Origin of the sequence: Polaromonas sp., assembly GCF_012927485.1 — a bacterium.
Lineage (GTDB): Bacteria > Pseudomonadota > Gammaproteobacteria > Burkholderiales > Burkholderiaceae_C > Polaromonas.
This window is the reverse complement of the sequence record NZ_JABBPC010000036.1, coordinates 1-20,026: the sequence shown is the minus strand read 5'-3', so window position 1 is coordinate 20,026 and position 20,026 is coordinate 1. Positions and strand designations below refer to the sequence as shown.

At 57.8% G+C, this 20,026-nt stretch carries 16 protein-coding genes; 3 read left to right on the top strand and 13 right to left on the bottom strand.

Annotated features, from left to right (window positions below):
* Positions 1 to 6: 6 nt before the first annotated feature.
* The 10 genes from HHJ16_RS15090 to HHJ16_RS15045 all read right to left on the bottom strand — a co-directional run bounded on the left by HHJ16_RS15090 (position 7) and on the right by HHJ16_RS15045 (position 10,575).
* Entirely contained in the window at positions 7 to 1,029 is a 1,023-nt protein-coding gene (locus HHJ16_RS15090) for a SprT family zinc-dependent metalloprotease (protein ID WP_296901901.1), read from the bottom strand.
* Between the two features lie 39 nt (positions 1,030 to 1,068).
* Entirely contained in the window at positions 1,069 to 1,845 is a 777-nt protein-coding gene (locus HHJ16_RS15085; protein ID WP_296901899.1) for a lysophospholipid acyltransferase family protein, read from the bottom strand.
* Between the two features lie 96 nt (positions 1,846 to 1,941).
* Positions 1,942 to 2,514, bottom strand: a complete 573-nt coding sequence (gene gmhB / locus HHJ16_RS15080; protein ID WP_296901897.1) for a D-glycero-beta-D-manno-heptose 1,7-bisphosphate 7-phosphatase — start codon at positions 2,512 to 2,514, stop codon at positions 1,942 to 1,944.
* A 10-nt stretch (positions 2,515 to 2,524) separates the two neighbouring features.
* On the bottom strand, positions 2,525 to 3,199 hold the full coding sequence (locus HHJ16_RS15075) for a hypothetical protein (RefSeq protein WP_296901895.1): 675 nt from the start codon (positions 3,197 to 3,199) through the stop codon (positions 2,525 to 2,527).
* 52 nt (positions 3,200 to 3,251) lie between these two features.
* A complete protein-coding gene (gene glyS, locus HHJ16_RS15070; RefSeq protein ID WP_296901894.1) occupies positions 3,252 to 5,396 on the bottom strand; it encodes a glycine--tRNA ligase subunit beta in 2,145 nt (714 codons plus the stop codon).
* A 2-nt stretch (positions 5,397 to 5,398) separates the two neighbouring features.
* Positions 5,399 to 6,313 carry a glycine--tRNA ligase subunit alpha gene (glyQ, locus tag HHJ16_RS15065; protein WP_296901893.1) on the bottom strand — a complete coding sequence of 305 codons (915 nt, stop codon included), beginning with the start codon at positions 6,311 to 6,313 and terminating at the stop codon, positions 5,399 to 5,401.
* 114 nt (positions 6,314 to 6,427) lie between these two features.
* Positions 6,428 to 7,918, bottom strand: a complete 1,491-nt coding sequence (gene lnt / locus HHJ16_RS15060) for an apolipoprotein N-acyltransferase (protein ID WP_296902368.1) — start codon at positions 7,916 to 7,918, stop codon at positions 6,428 to 6,430.
* Between the two features lie 165 nt (positions 7,919 to 8,083).
* Positions 8,084 to 8,938 carry a transporter associated domain-containing protein gene (locus HHJ16_RS15055; RefSeq protein ID WP_296901891.1) on the bottom strand — a complete coding sequence of 285 codons (855 nt, stop codon included), beginning with the start codon at positions 8,936 to 8,938 and terminating at the stop codon, positions 8,084 to 8,086.
* Positions 8,939 to 9,119: 181 nt separating this feature from the next.
* On the bottom strand, positions 9,120 to 9,857 hold the full coding sequence (locus tag HHJ16_RS15050) for a GNAT family N-acetyltransferase (RefSeq protein ID WP_296901889.1): 738 nt from the start codon (positions 9,855 to 9,857) through the stop codon (positions 9,120 to 9,122).
* A 244-nt stretch (positions 9,858 to 10,101) separates the two neighbouring features.
* Positions 10,102 to 10,575, bottom strand: coding sequence for an Lrp/AsnC family transcriptional regulator (locus HHJ16_RS15045; RefSeq protein WP_296901887.1), 474 nt, complete (start codon positions 10,573 to 10,575; stop codon positions 10,102 to 10,104).
* Positions 10,576 to 10,685: 110 nt separating this feature from the next.
* Here HHJ16_RS15045 and hppD point away from each other — a divergent pair, with 110 nt between their 5' ends.
* Entirely contained in the window at positions 10,686 to 11,810 is a 1,125-nt protein-coding gene (hppD, locus tag HHJ16_RS15040; protein ID WP_296901886.1) for a 4-hydroxyphenylpyruvate dioxygenase, read from the top strand.
* Positions 11,811 to 12,704: a phenylalanine 4-monooxygenase gene (gene phhA / locus HHJ16_RS15035; protein ID WP_296901884.1), complete on the top strand. Its 894-nt coding sequence runs from the start codon at positions 11,811 to 11,813 to the stop codon at positions 12,702 to 12,704.
* Here phhA and HHJ16_RS15030 read toward each other — a convergent pair.
* The 3 genes from HHJ16_RS15030 to HHJ16_RS15020 form a co-directional block, all read right to left on the bottom strand.
* Positions 12,692 to 16,105: a hybrid sensor histidine kinase/response regulator gene (locus HHJ16_RS15030; protein WP_296901883.1), complete on the bottom strand. Its 3,414-nt coding sequence runs from the start codon at positions 16,103 to 16,105 to the stop codon at positions 12,692 to 12,694. The two genes, phhA and HHJ16_RS15030, sit on opposite strands and share 13 nt — an antisense overlap.
* Positions 16,106 to 16,107: 2 nt before the next feature.
* Positions 16,108 to 17,220, bottom strand: coding sequence for a response regulator (locus tag HHJ16_RS15025; protein ID WP_296901881.1), 1,113 nt, complete (start codon positions 17,218 to 17,220; stop codon positions 16,108 to 16,110).
* Between the two features lie 328 nt (positions 17,221 to 17,548).
* Complete coding sequence (locus HHJ16_RS15020) at positions 17,549 to 18,457, bottom strand: alpha/beta fold hydrolase (RefSeq protein ID WP_296901880.1); 909 nt, start codon at positions 18,455 to 18,457, stop codon at positions 17,549 to 17,551.
* Positions 18,458 to 18,839: 382 nt separating this feature from the next.
* On the opposite strand from HHJ16_RS15020, the gene HHJ16_RS15015 reads away from it, so the two are divergent.
* Positions 18,840 to 19,760: an MBL fold metallo-hydrolase gene (locus tag HHJ16_RS15015; protein ID WP_296901879.1), complete on the top strand. Its 921-nt coding sequence runs from the start codon at positions 18,840 to 18,842 to the stop codon at positions 19,758 to 19,760.
* Positions 19,761 to 20,026 lie beyond the last annotated feature (266 nt).

The window sequence follows — 20,026 nt, the reverse complement described above, 5'->3', positions numbered from 1 at the left end:
GCTGCCTCACCACCGGGGAATGACCTCGTCCTTCAGGTGTCTGCGCAATTTGGCATAGTCGGGCACCACCGCGCGCACCGTTTCCCAAAAACGCGGACTGTGATCCATGACACGTAAATGGCTCAGCTCGTGAACCACCACATAGTCAATGACCGACGGTTTGAAATGCATCAACCGCCAATTCAGACGAATAGAGCCGTCGGCACTGGCGCTTCCCCAACGCGTGCCTGCGCTGGAAAGTTTCAGCTGGCGCCACTGCACGCCCAGCTGTGGAGAAAAGTGATCCAGGCGCTCGGTAAAAATCTGTTTAGCCTGCCGCATCAGCCAGGACTGCACGGCATCCCGGATCTGGTCCGGTGTGGCGCAGGGGGGCAAGCCCACGTGCAGGGTCAGCGGTGCCGCACTGATCAATCGGTCGTTGTGCAGCTCAGTTTGGGCAAGGCGAACCACTTCGGTATCGCTGGTCTCTAGCACCGCGCCAGCACTTCCCGACGCGAGGTGCGAATCGATCACGACAACGACCTGCTCGCCCATGAAGGGGAAAACGATCCCGTCTTTCCAGTCAATGCGAGCGGACTCTACCTGGTCGTGCCGGTCGCGGGCCTGTTGCAGCTTCTTAAGAATCCAGCGGGACTTTTCAAACACGGACTTATCGATCTCATACAGCGGCACCCATTTAGGCGCGCTCACTGCGAGCCCGTCGGCCCCCACCGAAAACCCAATGGTGCGGCGTTTGGTGCGCCTGAATTCATAGGCCACCAAAATACCGTCGAGCAAGGTTTCGTGCGTGGCGCGAGGATGACGAAAAGTGCCAGGCGCCAACGGGCGGGGCGAGATGGGCGCAGCAGGAAGGCCAGGTTCAACCTCGAAGCCCGCTGTTGATTCAACAGCAGGTAAGCCAATCGGCGCCTTAATTGCCGGTATTTTCCCCGACAACTTTTTTATTTTTTTAATGCTTACAAGGTTTGCAGGACTTGCGACCGCCTCCGGTTCGAAGAGATCCAATGTGAACTGAAGAAGCCTTCGCATCATGGCAGTTTAGCGCTCCAAAAACCGGACCAGAACTGCTCAGGCTTTCTGGGCAAGGGACTTGGCAGCTTCGCCGCCAGTTCCCGCGTAGGCATCGGGGTCCAGCCGGTGCATTTCCGCTTCAATCCAGTTCTCGACTTCACGCATCAGTTCGTCCGGTTTGCGGCCGACGCTGCTGATTGGCTTGCCGATCGAAAAATCCACTACACCCGGCGTTTTGATGAACGCTTTGCGCGGCCAGCATTTGGCCGACGTCACGGCAATTGGGATGACCGGGACGCCCGCTTCAATCGCCAATCGCGTTCCACCGGATTTGTAAGTCCCTTTTTGACCGCGTGGAATCCGGGTTCCCTCGGGAAACATGATGACCCAGGTGCCCTGGCCCATCAGCCGCTTTCCTTGCTCTACCACCTTGCTGAAGGCCTGCGTGCGCTGACTGCGGTCAATATGAATCATGTCCATGCGCGCCATCGCCCAACCAAAAAACGGCACATAAAGGAGCTCTTTTTTGAACACATAAGCCAGTGGGCGGGGCATTAGCGCCACCATGGAAAAAGTTTCCCACGTGCTCTGATGCTTGACCAGCAACACGGCAGCGCTATTTTTTCCAGTGGGCAGATTCTCCATCCCCGTCACGCGGTTTTGGATACCCAGAATCACGGTGCCTCCGCGGACGGCCGCGCGGAGCCAGCCTGCGCACATCCAGTAGATCCGGGTGCTATTCAAAAACGGGGCGGCGATCACGACCGCGATGGCCCACGGAATCACGGTGAGAACCATCCACAGCAGATGGAGAATTGAGCGAATCAGGGGCATGGCAGATCGTCCGGCTTGAGAGTTGGCTGTCGGGTGTATTTTGAATCGTTTTTCAGTTTCCGAGTCTGTCCAAAACGAACGTCGAGAGTGTCCATTTCATACTCCTGCCGGCAAGAGCTGGTCGCCGCGCTCAAGGATGAAATCAGCAAACGCAGACAAATCCCGATGCAATATTGTGCCGGCCGGCAGGCCTTCGGGTTGCCCGCCTTCGCGGTATGGCGCCGACTTACCGGTAAGCACCAGGTGGGGTTCACAACCCGCTGCGGCCCCGGCCTGCAAATCACGCAGGGAATCGCCAGCGGTCGGTACCCCTTTTAACGACACGCCAAAACGCGCACCGATCTGCTCAAACAGCCCCGGCAGCGGCTTGCGGCAGGTGCAGTATTCTTCCGCGCTGTGCGGGCAGTAGAACACCGCATCAACCCGCCCGCCGACGGCAGCCAGCAACTTGAACATTTTGGCATGCATCGCGTTCAGCGAAGCGACATCAAACAAGCCGCGCCCCAGCCCCGACTGGTTCGAGGCAATCACCACATGCCAGCCGGCATGGTTGAGCCGTGCAATCGCTTCGAGCGCGCCGGGCAACGGCACCCATTCGTCCGGAGTCTTTACGAACTCATCGCTGTCGCTGTTGATCGTTCCGTCGCGGTCAAGGATGATAAGTTTCATGGCTTGGAAATCACTGAAGAGCGGCGGGTGGTGCCGGTGTCTTGCGCATGGCAACCTGCCAGTCCGTCACGAACAGACCGGAAAAGCGGCCTGGCGAAAACTGCAGCGCTAGCGTGTCGCCAGCTTTGATTTGCGTCGCTTCCGGATCTTCGAGCAGCAAGCGATACGGCGCATTCAAGCCCGGCACTTGCAAAACGAGTTCTGTGCCGCCCATGCTGCGCAAACTTGCCCGTATAAACAGGCTGGACAACACTTGAGCATTGACTGACGCCGGGCCGGGAGCGGTTGTCCCCAGGGCGGTGGCGTCGTGCAGAAACAAACCTTGCTCGTTGAGGTGTCGATGCAGCAGCGCAGCGCTCCCTCCGAGCCAGAGCAGAAGCCAGAACACGCCGATTACCGGCATGACGCGACGCCAACCCAGGCGACGCATCAGCAGCACAGCCACCACCAGCACGATTACCGCAACGACGACGGGCCAGACCAGATCCATCACGCCCGATGGAACCGAAACGGGTACTAACGGAAGAGCCGGCGTACCGGGCTGGCGCTCGGTCAGTCGTGCGAGCACCCAGTTGAGCCCCACCGTGACAGCTGGCGGCGCAAAGAGCAGCCAGGCGGTTTGCAGCGAAGTCCAACGGGCCAGCAAGCCGGTCTGCGAAGGAAGGGGGATGTCTGGGTCGTTCATGGTTGAGTGGTCAAGGGTGGTGGAAACAAGGCAACGGAGATCTACTGGCAGATCAGGCCGCGAGACGTGACAGGTCGGCCACTCGGTTCATGGCGTTGTGGAGACTTTGCAGCAGGCCCTGGCGATTGAGGCGTAGGTCCATCTCTTCGGCGTTGACCATCACGCCGTCAAAAAAGGCGTCCACCGGCACACGCAGGGCGGCCAGCGTCTGCAACGAAGCGGTATAGTCGCCCGCTTCAAACTGCGCGTTGGCCCTGGGTGTCAACGCCTTCATCGCGGCGTACAAGGCAATTTCAGCCGGCTCCCTGAGCAGTCGCTCATTGACGTGTGGATCCACAGACTGCACTTTCTTGAGGATATTTGCGATGCGCTTGTTCGCAGCAGCCAATGCGGGCGCTTCGGCCAAGGCAGCGAAGGCGCGCACAGCGGCAAGGCGCTTGGGGATGTCACCGAGACGCTGCGGAAGCAGCGCCAGCACGGCTTCGACTTCCTGGGCCTTGAAGCCTTGTTCGCGCAGCGAGCCGGCGAGGCGATCGTAGAAGAAATCCTGTGACTCCACGACAGCACGACCGAAGTCGAATCCCGCAATACCCTTGAACTCATTCGCGGCCTCTTGGATCACCGTGTCCAAACTTAATGGCAAGTCTTTCTCAACCAGCATGCGGATCACGCCCAGCGCATGGCGGCGCAATGCAAACGGGTCTTTGTCGCCAGTGGGCAAGTTGCCAATACCGAACATACCGATCAGCGTTTCCAGTTTGTCAGCCAACGCGACCACTACCCCCGTCATGGTGCGCGGTAGCGCATCGCCGGCAAATCGTGGCTTGTAGTGGTCCTCGATAGCATCAGCCACCTCAGCATTCAGGCCGTCGTTGAGCGCGTAATAGCGGCCCATGATGCCTTGCAGCTCAGGAAACTCGCCCACCATGTCGGTCAGCAAATCGGTCTTGGCCAGCAAGGCGGCTTGATCGACCCGCTGCGCCAACTCGTCGTCGCCCAGCTGGCGGCTAATCGCTTTGGCAATGGCGCGCACGCGTTCAATACGCTCGCCTTGCGTGCCCAGCCTGTTGTGATAAACGACTTTATCCAAACCGGCCACCCGCGAGGCCAGCGTTTTCTTGCGGTCCTGGTCGAAGAAGAATTTGGCATCGGCCAGGCGCGGTCGCACGACGCGCTCGTTGCCACCGATCACTGCGCTAGCGTCCGACGGGCTGATGTTACTGACCACCAAAAACTGGTGGGTGAGTTTGCCCTGCGCATCGAGCAAGGGGAAGTATTTCTGATTAGCCTTCATCGTGAGGATGAGGCACTCCTGCGGCACGTTGAGGAACTGTGGCTCGAACTGGCAGACCAGCACGTTGGGGCGCTCGACCAGCGCGGTGACTTCGTCGAGCAACGCGTCGTCTTCGATCGGGCGTGCGCCGTTGCCTACCTTTGCAGCTGCGGCTGCAAGCTGCCTGGCGATCTCCGCCTTGCGCTCGACGAACGACGCGATCACCGCGCCGTCTTTGGCCAGCGTGACGGCGTAGCTGTCGGCGTCTTTGAGAACTATCGGCGACACAGCCGCCTCAAAGCGGTGGCCGTGCGTCGTGTTGCCGGCCTTCAAACCCAGGACCTTGATCGGCACCACCGTGCTGCCGTGCAGTGCCACAAGGCCGTGCGCGGGACGTACGAAGTTCACGCTGGTCCAGCCGGGCAGCGCGCAGTCGCGCTCGAGCTGGTAGCTCATGACCTTGGGAATGGGCAGCTTGGCAATGGCTTCTTCCAGCGCTTTTTGCAGCCCGGTATCGAGCGTGGCACCAGTGACCAAACTGTCATAGAACAGCGACTCGGCCTTGCCATCCGGCACGCGCTTGAGCGCGGCCACGGCGGCAGCGGGGTCAGATACATCGGCGCCCAGCGCCTTCAGTTTTTTGAAAAGTGCGGGCGTGCCCTTGCCCAGAGCATCAAGCCCCACAGAGACCGGCATGAGCTTTTGCTGAACGGCCTTGTCTGCCGCCTTGAGCCAAATGTGCGTGATGTGTGCGGCCAGGCGACGCGGCGAAGCATAGGCCGTCACCACCGATTCGGCGGTGGCCAGGCCCTGGGCCTTGAGTTGATCGGCCAGCACGCCAGCGAAGGCATCGCCGAGTTTCTTGAGTACCTTGGGAGGCAGTTCTTCCACAAACAATTCAACCAGAAGATTCTTAGTCGTCATTTTTAGGCAGCCTTCTTCTTCAAGGGTGTCATCTGCTCTACCCATTCGCGCGGTGCCATGGGAAAGCCCAGGCGCTCGCGGCTTTCGTAATAACTTTGAGCCACGGCCCGCGCCAGATTGCGGATGCGCCCCATGTAGGCAGCGCGCTCGGTCACGCTGATGGCGCCGCGTGCGTCGAGCAAATTAAAGCTGTGCGCGGCCTTCAGCACTTGTTCGTAAGCGGGCAGCGCGAGTTGCTGCTCGATCAGGTTTTTAGCCTGCTTTTCATGCGCGATAAAGGCGGCGAACAAAAAGTCCACGTCACTGTGCTCAAAGTTGTAGGCCGACTGCTCTTTTTCGTTTTGCAGGTAGACATCGCCATAGCTCAAACCTTCGGTCCAGGTCAGGTTGTAGACGCTGTCCACGCCCTGCAGATACATCGCGAGGCGCTCCAGGCCGTAAGTGATTTCGCCGGTGATCGGCTTGCAGTCAATGCCGCCAACCTGCTGGAAGTAAGTGAACTGCGTCACTTCCATGCCGTTGAGCCAGACTTCCCAGCCCAGGCCCCAGGCGCCCAGCGTCGGGTTTTCCCAATCGTCTTCGACAAACCGGATGTCATTCTTCTTCAAATCAAAGCCCAATGCTTCGAGTGAACCCAGGTACAACTCCAGAATATTGCTGGGGGCGGGTTTGAGCACTACCTGGTACTGGTAGTAGTGCTGCAGGCGGTTCGGGTTGTCACCATAACGACCGTCTTTTGGGCGGCGGCTGGGTTGCACATAGGCGGCTTTCCAGGGCTCCGGGCCAAGCGCCCTTAAAAAGGTAGCCGTGTGGGAGGTTCCGGCGCCCACTTCCATGTCATAGGGTTGCAGCAAGGCGCAACCCTGGTCGGCCCAATAGGACTGCAGCTTCAGAATAATTTGCTGGAAAGTAAGCATAGGAATGGGTTGTAACAAAAGCGGGAAGCGGGTTTCGGCGCCGAGAGACCACGTCACCACCGCGGGTCAGCGATAACCGCATATTTTACGCGGCGACAATGCTGGACCGGAACTTTACCGGCGCCTCGCAACAAGCGCTAGCCCCAACAACGCCAAGCCCAGGCCCCACAGTGGCCCCAGACCATAGCGAGCAACCCACCACGCATACGGCGTGATGCCGCTGCGGCCTTCCACGTCGCCAACCAATACACCGCGCGTGTAGCGCGGCAAGGAATGCGTCACCTGCCCACGGTGATCAATGATGACGGTGGCTCCCGTGTTGGTGGCGCGAATCATGGGGCGGTCGAATTCAAGCGCCCGCATGCGCGAAATCTGCAGATGCTGGTCAATCGCCACGGTATTGCCAAACCAGCCAATATTGCTGACGTTGACGAAGATCGTAGGCGCCAGAGCCGCATCGGAAAAACGTGTGCCGAGCTCTTCGCCAAACAGGTCTTCGTAGCAAATGTTGGGGGCCAGCCGCTGGCCCTTCCAATTGAATGAGGCCTGACCGACGGCGCCACGGTTGAAGTCGCCCAGCGGGATGCTCATCATGTTGATAAACCACCTGAACCCGGAAGGAACGAACTCGCCAAACGGCACCAAATGGTGTTTGTCGTAGCGATATGGCTCATTCTGCACCGGTTGCTCTGGCTTTAAGCCGACTACTGAATTGGCGTAACCCGCCTCGAAACTTCCCAGTGGCACGCCGATGAGCGCGGCCTGCTGCCCGGTGGCAAACCGGAGCTGAAGCGCCTGCCAATAGCCGTCGGGTAATTGCTGCGGCAACAGGGGTAAAGCGGTTTCGGGCGCGACCACCAGCGCCGTCTTGGCGTTACGCAGTTGCTCGCCGTACCAGCGCAGCGCGGTAGCCACACCAGTGCCGCTCTGAAATTTTTCAGCCTGGGGAATATTGCCTTGCAGTAAGGTCACCGACAGTGCCGCGGAAGGGGCGGGGGAATCCTCAAGTTGGCCGCCGTTGGACACCGGCAATCGGGCCACGGCAACGCTCAGCACAACAATGCCCAGAACGGTCAGCCAGCGCGTTCTGGGCGCGCGCAGCGATATAGCCAACCAAGCGGCCACAAACGCCGCGATAAAACTCAGTCCATGCACCCCCACCCAGGCCGCCAGCGGCCGGGCCCAGCCGTCTACATGGGCATAGCCGCCCTCGCCCCAGGGAAAGCCGGTGAACAGCTTGACCCGGGCCAGTTCGGCCAGCAACCAGAGCGCTGCAAAAACAAGCGCACGCGACGCCCCCCGAACCGGGGCCAACACCACAAATAAACCGCTGGCGGCAGCGTAGTAGAGGGCCAGAAAGACCGCGAGCAACACAATGGCCAGTACCGTCAGTGGCGTCGCCAGGCCGCCGTACTCGTGCATGGAAATAAATAGCCACCAAAAGGTGGCGCACAGCATGGCCGTGGCAAACAGCCCACCGAGCCAGGCGGAGCGCTTCCACGACCGGGAGCCGTCTAGTTGGCCCACTAGCAGCGTGAGCGCCAACAGTTGCAACCACCACACCGGCTGCCCTTGTGTAAAGAGAAATGGAAAAGGCCAAGCCATGCTCACTGCATGCGCACCACCAGCTATTAAAATAATAGCAATCTGAAATAGCGAGAAGCGATTGCGGGCTCGATATCCGATATGCTCCAGCAAGGCGGGTAGGGTCGGCAGCGACGCCCTCATGCTGTGAATCGTGTGCGGACTGTCCGGTTTCTTCACGGCGGCTTAGAGGGTGGCCGCTACCGGCGAGACTTTGAACCAACGCACGGCACCGCCTTTGGTGTGCAACACCGTGAACTGCAGACCGGCCAGGGCGTAGTGTTCGCCGCGCTTGGGCACGTGGCCCATCTGGTGAGCCACCAAGCCGCCGATAGTCTCAAAGTCGGTTTCGGGAAGCAGCACGGCGAACGCTTCGTTGACCCGCTCGATCGCGGTATCGCCGCTGACCCGGTAGGTGTGATCGGTGAGACCAAAGATGTCTCCTTCGTCCTCGGCGATGTCGAACTCGTCTTCGATCTCGCCAACAATTTCCTCAAGCACGTCTTCAATGGTGATCAGGCCTGCCACGCGGCCAAACTCGTCGATGACAATCGCCAGATGGCTGTGGTTGCTGCGGAAGTCGCGCAGCAGATCGTTCAGCCCCTTGCTTTCGGGCACAAAAATGGCGGGCCGCAACAAGGCCCGGATATTCAGTTCGGGCGCGCGCTGCAATTTGAGCAAATCCTTGGCCATCAGGATGCCCAAGATGTTTTCCTTTTCGCCCTCATAGACCGGAAACCGCGAATGGGCGGTGTCAATCACCAGGTGCAGCAACTCGTCGAACGGCGCGTCGATGTTGATCACATCCATGCGCGGGGTGGCCACCATCACATCTCCGGCCGTCATGTCGGCCATGCGAATGACGCCTTCGAGCATTTCCCGGCTCTGGGCGCCGATGACTTCGTTGTCTTGGGCGTCCACCAGGGCTTCGATTAACTCGTCTTTGGAGTCCGGGCCGGGATGGAGCATTTCAGCGAGCTTTTGCAAAAAGCCGCGTTTGTCTTCTGACTTAGAAGACCGACTGGGAGGAACGTCGGACACGGAGGGCTGTCGGTAGTTGATAAGCTGTCTAGGATAGCTGAAATTTTTGACCGTCTCATTACCCGCCCTGGGCAAGCCCAACCCCTCTTCGTGAAAAGAGAGGGCCGAGCGATACCCGCAGGAAGCTCATAAGGGGCAGCGCAGCACGACGCGCAACGACCAGCGCCGAACCAACCTGGCCCTACATCGGCATACGGTCACGGCTGTCGCGCACGCCGCGCCGGACTTCCTGGACCATCGCTAAAAAATCCCAGAACTGCTTGGCCTGAACTTTTAGGTGGTAGTCGGTCTGGGCGATCCGCTCCTCAACCAACTCGGTCATGCGCGAATCAAGGTCCGCTGGCGGCAGCTTGAGGTAGGCCTCGGTTTCGGAACCGTCGCGCTCAAGCCTGGCACCGGCCTTGCGGGCAATGTTCAACATGGCGGTGTTTTCGCTCAGCGCGTGAATGAACATCATGTCGACACGTTCGTTACGGGCGTGCATCACCGCGCGATCGAACAGCCGTGCGCCGTAGCCCCGCCCTCGCGCATGCGCCAACACCGATACACCAAACTCGGCGCAACTCTTGTGTTCAGGATCCGTCGAAAACGCCAGGTGGGCCATCGCGATGAGCTGTAGTTTGCGGTTGAAGATACCGAAAATCTCGTCCCGCTCAAAATTAAGTCCGCTCACATAACGCTGAATCTGCTCATCGTTGGCCGCATAGCCGAATCGCAGATAACGATCATGCCCGTCCAACGCCAGCAAGTGCCTGGAAATGCGCTCGCCGTGACTGGGCCCGATGGAACGGATAGGCACCAGCACCCGTCCAACGCGAGGCACTCTGGGTGCACGGTGCGCGTTCTCGTCGCCGGCCGGATGGAAAAATTCCTTACTCGCGTGAAGAGATGCCTTGATAAGTGCGCCGGGTGTGAACATGGCTCCAATATACGGGTTTTCCCTCAAATGCACACTCTAATGACGGGTTGAAGATATTTAATCAAAAGTCCAGTAAATTTATTAAATCGACTTGAAGTTCAACTAATACGGACGTACAACGCTAGCTTTTTGATAGCACTGGCAATATTTACAACTAAATTGTTGCAGTGCAGCAACGTCCAAGCAGGTAATTTTTAGCAATTCAACACTCAACCAGTCTGAAGTTGGCGTGTAGAGGCGCTAATTACAAAGGCACGGCTGTCGTCGTCTTGACCCGGTCCAATACAAAACTGGTTTTGCAGTCTTGCACGCTCGGGTGCTTGAGCAGGGTGTCCATGATGAAGCGGCTGTAGTGGACCATGTCCTGCACCAGCACCCGCAGCAGGTAGTCCATCTCGCCCGTTAAGGCCGCGCACTCCACCACTTCAGGCCACGTTTGCACGCTGGCGCGAAACAGGTCCATCGGGTTTCGTTTATGACTTTCGGTGTGCTTTTCAAGCCGCACGGTGATGTAGGCCGTGAGGCCCAGCCCCACCGCTTCGGGCTTGACCAGCGCGACGTAACGATCGATCACGCCGCTTTCCTCAAGCCTCTTCACGCGCCGAAGTACCGCGCTGGGCGACAAACCAACCTGGCCGGCCAGCTGATCGTAGGTGACGCGGCCGTCTGACTGCAGACTGCGCAAAATTTGCCGATCAAGCTTATCGAGTGTTTCCATGATCTTATTTTTGCAGGATTCTTGCGTTTAAATTCAATTCAACGCCCTAATTTGCATTAAACATGAGCAGGGGCACCGCTACAGTCTGGAGATATCGTCTGGAGACACGCATGAACACACCCTTATCTTTCGAAACAGGCGCAGCCTGGGACAACCCCATGGGCACCGACGGCTTTGAATTCATCGAGTATGCGGCGCCCGATCCCACGGCCATGGGGGCGCTATTCGAGCGCATGGGCTTCAAGCCCATTGCCAAACACCGCCACAAGAACGTGACGCTGTATCGACAAGGAGGGATCAATTTCATTCTGAACGCTGAACCAGACTCATTTGCCCAGCGCTTCGCGCGTCAGCATGGGCCCTCCGTCTGCGCCATCGCGTTCCGGGTGCAAGATGCCAAAGCCGCCTATGAGCGGGCTATTTCGCTGGGTGCGTGGGGCTATGCGCAGACGGCCGCGCCGGGCGAGCTGAACATCCCGGCCATCAAGGGTATCGGCGACTCCATCATCTATTTCATCGACAAATGGCGCGGCAAGAACGGCGCAGCTCCGGGAGCCATTGGAAATATTGGTTTTTACGACGTTGACTTCGAGCCTCTGCCGAGCCTCACAGGGGACGCGCTCAACCCAGTGGGCCACGGCTTGACGTACATCGACCACCTGACACACAACGTGCACCGGGGTCGCATGGACGAGTGGGCCAGTTTTTATGCGAGGCTGTTCAACTTCCGGGAAATCCGCTACTTCGACATAGAGGGCCAAGTCACCGGTGTGAAAAGCAAGGCCATGACCAGCCCTTGCGCCAAGATCCGCATCCCTATCAATGAAGAGGGCAACGAGAAAGCCGGTCAGATCCAGGAATATCTGGACAGATACCAGGGCGAGGGGATCCAGCACATTGCACTGGGCTGCAATAACTTATTGGCCACCGTAGACGTACTGCGTGCCAGCGGCGTGAAGCTGCTCGACACCATCGATACCTACTACGAGCTAATCGACCAGCGCATCCCCGGACACGGCGAAAGCGTTGCTGAATTGAGAAAACGCAAGGTTCTGGTAGACGGGAAAAAGGGCGCATTGCTGCTGCAGATCTTCAGCGAAAACCAGCTCGGGCCGATCTTTTTTGAATTTATTCAGCGCAAGGGCGATGAGGGCTTTGGCGAAGGTAATTTCAAGGCGTTGTTTGAAAGCATCGAGTTGGACCAGATGCGCCGCGGCGTGTTGGAGAAAGTCTGAATGGCCGTCAAACCTGCGGTGTACGGCCAGTCGGACCGCCCTCCGCGTGGCGACTATTCGCGCGGGGGCGAGGTAAATGCCGACTACACGTGCGCGCAGAACTATGCGGCTTATACCGCAGCAGACCACGATACCTACCGCCGGCTATATGAGCGTCAATCGGCGCTGCTGCCGGACCGGGCCTGCGGGGAATTCATCAACGCGCTGCCCAAGCTGGGCGCCAGCGATGAAATTCCGCGCTTTGAAGCGATCAACGAGCGACTATTTAAAGCGGCCGGCTGGCAGCTCACAGGCGTTCCGGGACTGATCCCGGAGCTGCCTTTCTTTACGCTACTGTCCAATCGGAAGTTCCCGGTAACGGACTGGATTCGCAGCCCTGCAGAGTTGGACTATATCGTTGAGCCGGATATTTTTCACGATCTGTTTGGCCACGTGCCGTTGCTGTTTGACCCTGGGTATGCGGACCACATCCAGGCCTACGGCCAAGGTGCCGTGAAAGCGCACGCATTGGAACGAGGATCCACGCCGCTTCGAGGCGCCGTGGAAATGATCTCGCGCCTCTACTGGTACACGATTGAATTCGGGCTGATGCAGCAAAGCAAAGACAGCAGCCAAATCAGAGCCTTCGGCGCGGGCATTTTGAGCAGTCCGGGTGAGCTGGTTTACAGCGTGCAAAACGCCCCTCACCGTTCACCGCTGCGCAGCGTGCCCGATCTGCTGCGCTGTATGTCCTCGCACTACAAGATCGACAGCTACCAACAGCAGTATTTTGTGATTGACAGTTTTGAGGCTCTTATGACCTTGACAGAGCCCGACTTCACGCCGTTTTACCAAGCGTTGGCAGGCACTATCCGCAGCGCCTGCCGCACCCCAGAATTCGATCACGGCGATTGAGCGGCCCAGTTTTGCAGCGCCTGTCGCGTCTTGCCGGCCAAGTCCGCAATCCGGCCTACCTGCTGCGCGGCATCGGCAGGCCACTGACCTTGCGGGCAGGACTGCTCCAGGGTAAAGCAAGCGTCGCTCAATGCCTGTGCGCCGACGTTGGACGCCGCGCCCTTGAGCGCATGCGCCGCCCGCGAGAGCGCTCCGCTGTCAAAAGCTGCGAGCGCCGCGCGGATATCGTCCATTCGATCGGGCGCATCCCTGGCGAAGAGTTCAATCACTTCGCGCGTCATAGTGCGTTCGTCGTCATCAAACTCCTTGAACTGATCCAGGCGGCTCCAATCCATCAACACCACCAATGTTTCAAGCCCGCTTTTTGCCACAACTTCTGGCGCGACTATCGCTTCTGCGATTACTTTAGTCGCATAGTCACTGCGGGATTGTCTGGCGTAACGGGCCAGGGCCTCTGACAATTCATCAATGCGAAGAGGTTTAGCCAAAAAACCGACCATGCCAGCATCAGCACAGCGTTGACGGTCTTCTTCCAATACCGAGGCCGTCAGTGCAATGATGGGAGGCGCCGCAGCGCCATAGGTGCCGATGATTTGGCGCGAGGCGACAAAACCGTCCATCACGGGCATGTTCGCATCCATCAGGATGGCAGCGTACTGGCGGGGCTCTTCGCGTGTGGTGACCCCAGTGCCGGTACGCAGCGATGCGGCCACCAGGTCCACGGCTTCAAGGCCGTTAATGGCGGTGGCGGCCTCGTAGCCCAGTTTAGTCAGCATGGCGAGCGCAACCTTGAGGTTGACCGCGTTGTCGTCGGCCACCAGAATGAACTGACCTCTGGACTCAGGCCGCTCGGCCTTAGCTACGTTTTTGATCGCTATTTGTACCGACGTGACACGCGCTATGGCCTCAAAAAGCTGCGACTGGCGGTACGGCTTGAGCAGGCGGGCGTCAAACACTCGGGCCTGCTCACCGGTCGGCATGGTGCCCGATGTCAGCAGCACGATAAGGGTTTGCGGGTTTTGGTTGCGCAGCGTCTGCGCAAAGGTCTGGCCGTCCATCTCAGGCATGTGCATGTCGGTTACGACCACATCCACCGGATGGTTCTGCAGCCACACCAAGGCATCTCCAGCGCGCTCAAACAGCGTGGTGTGCATACCCCAGCGCTTGAGCTGCTTGTCCAGAATACGCAAATTGACGGGGGTATCGTCTACAACGGCAGCGTGTTTTCCTGCCAAACTGACCATGTGCAAGGAGGCCAGCTGCGCGCTCTCTGGCGCGTCCGCATAGCCCATGCGCGCGGTGAACCAGAACGTCGAGCCCTCGCCGGGCGCGGATTCCAGCCCCACACTACCGCCCATGAGTTTGGCGAGACGCTTGCAGATGGCCAAGCCCAGGCCGGTGCCCCCATATTTGCGGGTGGTGCCGGCGTCCACCTGAGTGAAGGACTGAAACAATGCAGCATGCCGGTCTTGCGGTATGCCAATACCGGAGTCTTTGACGCGAAACTCCACCAGGCCCGCTTGCTGCTGGGTAAAGTCTTCCAGCACGTGGGCCGACACGATGATCTGGCCTCGTTCGGTAAATTTAACCGCGTTATTCACAAAGTTGAGAAGTACTTGACGCAGACGGGTCACGTCGCCTCGCACCCACTCAGGCAGCTCGTCACCTATGTCCACCACCAGCTCCAGTCCCTTCTCGCGCGCACGCGGGGCACCGATATCACAAGCCTCTTCAATCGTGGCCAGCAAGTTTAGGGGCTCGTTTTCGAGGTCGAGCTTACCGGATTCGATCTTGGAAAAATCCAGGATATCGTTGATCACGCCCAGCAATTGGTCACTTGAGATGCGCATGGTGTGGACATAATCGCGCTGCTCCAGGTCAAGCGGGGTGTCGGCCAGCAGCGTGGTCATTCCCATCACGCCATTGAGAGGCGTACGGATTTCGTGGCTCATGGTGGCCAAAAATGCCGCTTTGGCACGCCCTGCTGCCAGAGCCTCTTCGCGGGAGGCGGCTAACTCGGCTGTGCGGCTTGCTACTCGATCCTCCAGAGTTTCATTGGCCTCCCGCAGGGCGATGGTCTGCGCATCAATGGCTGCGCGGTTGCTCACAATCTCCTCAGCGCTGTCGTGCATGGCTTGCGCGAGCTGGCGCACCTCCGAGATATGAGCGTTTTTCTGGACTCGCGGCACTTCGCCACGCGCCAATTGGGCGGCCGCAGCGCTTAAGTGCTTGAACCGACGGCTTAATCGGTAAGCCAGCCCCGTCGCAAGTAAGGCGCCGAGCACCAGCGCGATACCCATAAAGATCAATATCTTTTTGAGGGCGGCCTGGGTGGTGGCGGCAAAGTCGCTTTCGGGGGCGGCGACCACCAGACTCCAGCGCAGGCCCACACTTTCCCCAAAAGGCTTGAGCACCACAATCAGCGTATCGCCGCCCATTGCGACCCGGCGCAGAAACGCCACGCGCTGTACGCTCGACTCCAGTGTTTTCCCGATGCTGGGGGCGGCTTCCGCGTAGGCCGTGCGGATAATGTCGTTCTTGCTCTCCGAGGCGCTGCGGCGCTCCAGCTTGCCGTTGACGTTCGAAAAAAGCGGGTCGATGGTTGAGCTGGCCACCACAAAGCCCTGTTCATCCACCAAAAAAGCGGTGCCGTGCGCGCTGATGATCATGGTTTGCAGAAGCTCGCTAAGCCGCTTCAAGTACAGATCCACCGCAAACACACCCACGGCAGCACCGTCGGTTCCGTACACCGGCTGCGCCAGCGTGACGACCAGCTGCTTCCGGGAATCGGACGCAATGACAGGCGTGAAGATGCGACCTTTATGCGCCATGGCCGCCTCATACCAGGGACTGTGGCGGGGGTCATAATCGCCGACCTCAGTGGCCAACTGCTGACTGCGATCGCCCGGGAAGTCAGCCGAAAAGAAGTGCAGTGCTTGATCGCCCGGCCTGCCGAGTCCCACCCGCATGAGGTTATTGCCGTTTTGCGAGAGTGCCTCCACCCCCAAATACTCGCCCAGTTGGGTCGCAAGGTACATCCGCGGCACATAGGGCGTCATGCCGGTCATGGCAAAGGCCGTTTGCTCAAACAATTCGGGCGTATGGATGAGCTGGCGTTCACGCGCAATGCCCGACTCGCTGGATCGCTCGTGAATCAATCCGTTGAGCGCGATATGCGCCTGCGATAGGTGCTCTTCGGTCCCGGTCTGAACCCGCTGAGCCACGTCTTCGACAATTTTCTCCGCCAGCGTTTGCACGCTTTGCAGGTTGCTGCGATACAAAAACCAACCGACGGTGGCGGCAGGAACGATAGAGAACAGCAACAGGCTGGTCACCAGCACTGCGCGCAGCGACCATGCACGCCCGTAAAGTTTTCCTATCGTCTGAGATATGGAGCGCACCATCACGCCAGCCCCACAATTTCTACGGTATCAAGAGGCTTGCTACGGCCCGGCACTTGTACCAGGGCCCGACGGCCCGTGCGCACAGCCCCCGTGACCAAGCGCGCCGCCTGCACGCTGGCCGCAATCGTCCAATCCAACGGAGGCTGGCATTGGAACAGCTTTAAGGCAGCGGCAACAGTTTCCCCCACCGGCGTGGTTTGATTGGTGCGGCCTATCAGGCCGTCCAAGTTCGCAAATGCCACTGGGCCGCTGTGCAGAGCCACGCCCAGAGAAAATTTAGGCAGTCCGCGGTCGCCAAAGTGCTGCCGCACATACCCATCGATGCGGTTGGTAGCGTCGGCCAGTCCCAGTGCTGCGCGCACGGCGCGCAGCCCATGGTTGACTGAAAGGGTATCGCTTGCGTCAACAAACACACACAGCATTCCGTCGCCCACGAACTGCATATAGTGGGCCCCAAACAAATACACGGTATCGCCTACGCTGCTATAAAGTTGATGCACGATATCGCTAAGTTCGGCGTTGGACAGGTGCTGCGTCCACAGACCATAGTCGCGCATGTCGGCAAACAGCACTGTCGCGCTGCTGAACTTTTCGGTGTCTTGCACCACTCCACTGTCAGGCCACTGTTCGCTCAGGGACTTGACCATGCGCCTTTCGTAAAGTTCGCTGATTTTTTCTCGCTGGTCTTCCAACGCTACTTGCAACACCTTGTCCGCTACCTGCGCGTGCATGGCATCGGCGCGAATACGCTTGTTCAGTTGGGCGCTAACCGCCTCTCTCAGCTCCTGCGGAGCAAAGGGCTTGGTCAAATAATCGTCAGCTCCCGTCGTCATTCCCTGGCGCATATGGCTGCGGTCTTGCAATGAGGTCAGCAGGATCACCGGCGTGGTTGCCAATGCCTCATCGTTGCGCAACCGGTCTAGCACTTCAAAGCCATCAAGCAGAGGCATCTGAACATCACTAACCACCAGATTCGGCTTAAATTCACGGATAAGCGCAAGTCCTTTGGCCCCATCTTCTGCAGCCATGACCGCATAGCCTTCTTTTTTGAGCACTTGGCTGACCAGCATACGGGTGCCCGCGTCATCATCAATCACTACGATCAGGGGCATAACAAACTTTCACTATTTTTCAAGTTTCATTTCTGGCAATGCAACAGAATTAGGGCAGAGCGCGGTTGGACTACCGAGGTGGCAGACCACTTCTTTCGCGCCCGCCCAGACTGGCTATCAAAGGTATCCGAGCCATTTGGCAATGTAAAAAAACGGCGGGCCGCATAGTGTCAGAATTGATGCAAAACCATTCCTTTTTGACGCATTGGCGTATATTTTCGCCGATCCAGTGGCGCCTTCGGCGGGTTCTCTCACTCTGATGCAGTCGGCTACGTTAATTTTCCCAGAAGGGTGTGACGGCTTGACCGTCGAATCGCCCCCTGGGCGCTCAAGGCAAGGTGTCATCCAACAAAGCGAGCGTCGCATCCATGACCTGCGGCAAAAATGCCAGTTGCACGTGGGCAGCGCCTCGAACCAGCCGGTTCTCAGCCCCAGGTAGGGTTGCATTGGAAGTCGGAAAAACTATATTGTCGCAATTGGAATACCAGCAGGTGAACTGCTTGTGGCGATTTGCCGGCATTTCATAGTCCAGTTGCCCTTGCCAGTCCGACAGCAAGCGCATCTGGCGACCGTTGTGGCCGTGGGAAAAACGCGCCAACCAGGTACCGCGATGCGGTGTTGCGATGGTCACCACATGGTGTACGCGCACCTCCGCCTTCATGTGCGTCAGCCAGGCCCTTGCGGCCAATCCGCCCATGCTGTGACACACCAGCAGCGGCTTTACTCCGGTGGCATCGGTGATCTGCTGAACGGCGTTATCAATTTGCGAGACGTAGTCGTCGATAGAGCCGAACACAGGTTCAAGATTCAGAGCAATGAAAGCGTTCTTTCCACCTTGTAAGCGCCTAAGCCACGGCGTCCAAAAGCCCCGGTTGCAAAAAAGTCCATGCACAAACACGACACCGCGATGTCCCTGAATAGATGCAGGCGACGAAAAATAATCCGGGAAGACATTGGAACGAAAAGGCTGCCACCAGCAAAACACCTGCGGTGCTATCAACGATTCACCCACCCAGGCGCTCAGCAATTCTTTGCAAAGGGGTTGCTGTGTCGAATCCCCGCTGCCAACAACTATCATCAGCATGAATTCGATCGCCAGGAAGGCCGCATAAGCGCACGCAATCGCTAAAAACCCTGCAATCGCCAGCACCAGGCTGGTACTTTGGAAATAAAAAAACCACAAACATGCCGAAGAGACCAAGAGGACCGTGAGGAGTTTTTGTAGGTGCGCCAGCATAAAAAGACAAATAAGCCTAAAGTTTTGCTGGGCAGTATGCCATTACGGCCCGCCATCCGTCTAAGCTAAATTTGGGCCAACCGGCTGACTTCAGCATGAACGGATACTTGCTTAAAAATGTGGTGTCTGTGGACCAGCTTGTCGAATGCGCTGCAACCAGAGTGACCCATTAGAAACGAGGTGACTTCATTGCAGATTTGGCTAAAGAATGCCCCTAAACTGATCGAAGGTGGGGTGATCGCCATTACTAGACAAACCCATAAATTACAACCGGCCCGAACAAACCAAATTTCGCGATGACGTACCCAAAACCACTATCGGAAAATTTCTTATCAGTGAAGTCTGCGCGTTGGTCGGAAAGCTGTTCAGTAATGGTTTTCTGATGTCTGCCCCCGATCTTCCGCCAGGTCTCCAAGTTTTTGAACGAGGCTGGCTATCCGCCAACAACATTTTGTTTACTGATGGTGACAAAACCTTGGTGGTTGACAGTGGATACTGCACCCACGCGACCCAAACGCTGTCGCTGGTCGAGACGGTTCTGGGAGAGCGCCCTCTCGATTTTCTCGTCAACACCCATTTACACAGTGATCATTGTGGCGGTAACGCCGCCTTGCAGTTTCGTTACCCGAAGCTTAAAACATTGATCCCACCAGGTCATGCGCAGCAGGTTGCACAGTGGGATCCCGTTGTACTGACTTACGCGCCTACAGGGCAACTTTGCCCGCAGTTCAAATTCGACCAGACCCTCCAGGCGGGAACTGAAATGCGATTTGGCGCCAGCCATTGGCAAGTTCACGCGGCTGCCGGGCACGATCCTCACTCATTCATTTTTTTTGAACCCGTTAAAAAAGTTCTTATATCTGCCGATGCACTGTGGGAAAACGGCTTTGGTGTGGTGTTCCCGGAAATTGAGGGTGCCGACGCGTTTGCCGAAGTTGACGCAACGCTAGACCTGATTGAACAACTGGGGCCGAAAACCATAATTCCCGGCCATGGCCGGGTTTTCGCTTACGCTCCCGGAGTATTGGCGCATGCGCGCCAGCGGCTCGATTTCTTTGTCAAAAATCCTCTCGCGCACGCCCGTCATGCTGGGAAAGTGCTACTCAAGTTCAAATTACTAGAAATACAGCGGCAATCATTTAATCAGTTTGCACAATGGGCGATTGCAACATCGTATTTCGTAACGATTTGGGAAAACTTTTTTGAGGACACCCCGATTCGTCAGTGGATAGAACAGTTGTGTTCGGAGTTGATCGCAGTCGGCGTGGCCAATATGGAGGGCGAATACATATTAAATGCCTGATTTGAAAAGCAGCATCGACGCGGACGTGCATATTGCGCAGATTATTGGCTAAAACATGCCACCGATATCTTCGGTCGTTCCACCGAGCAGTGAGAGCCGGTAGATTTTATGCGTTACACGTTACCAGTTATCCGACAAGGGCGCGCGAAAGTTATTTCAGACGAAAAAAAGCCCATTTGATCGGAGACCAAATGGGCGTTTTTCGCTATAAGAGCCTGACGATGTCCTACTTTCACACGGGAATCCGCACTATCATCGGCGCTAAG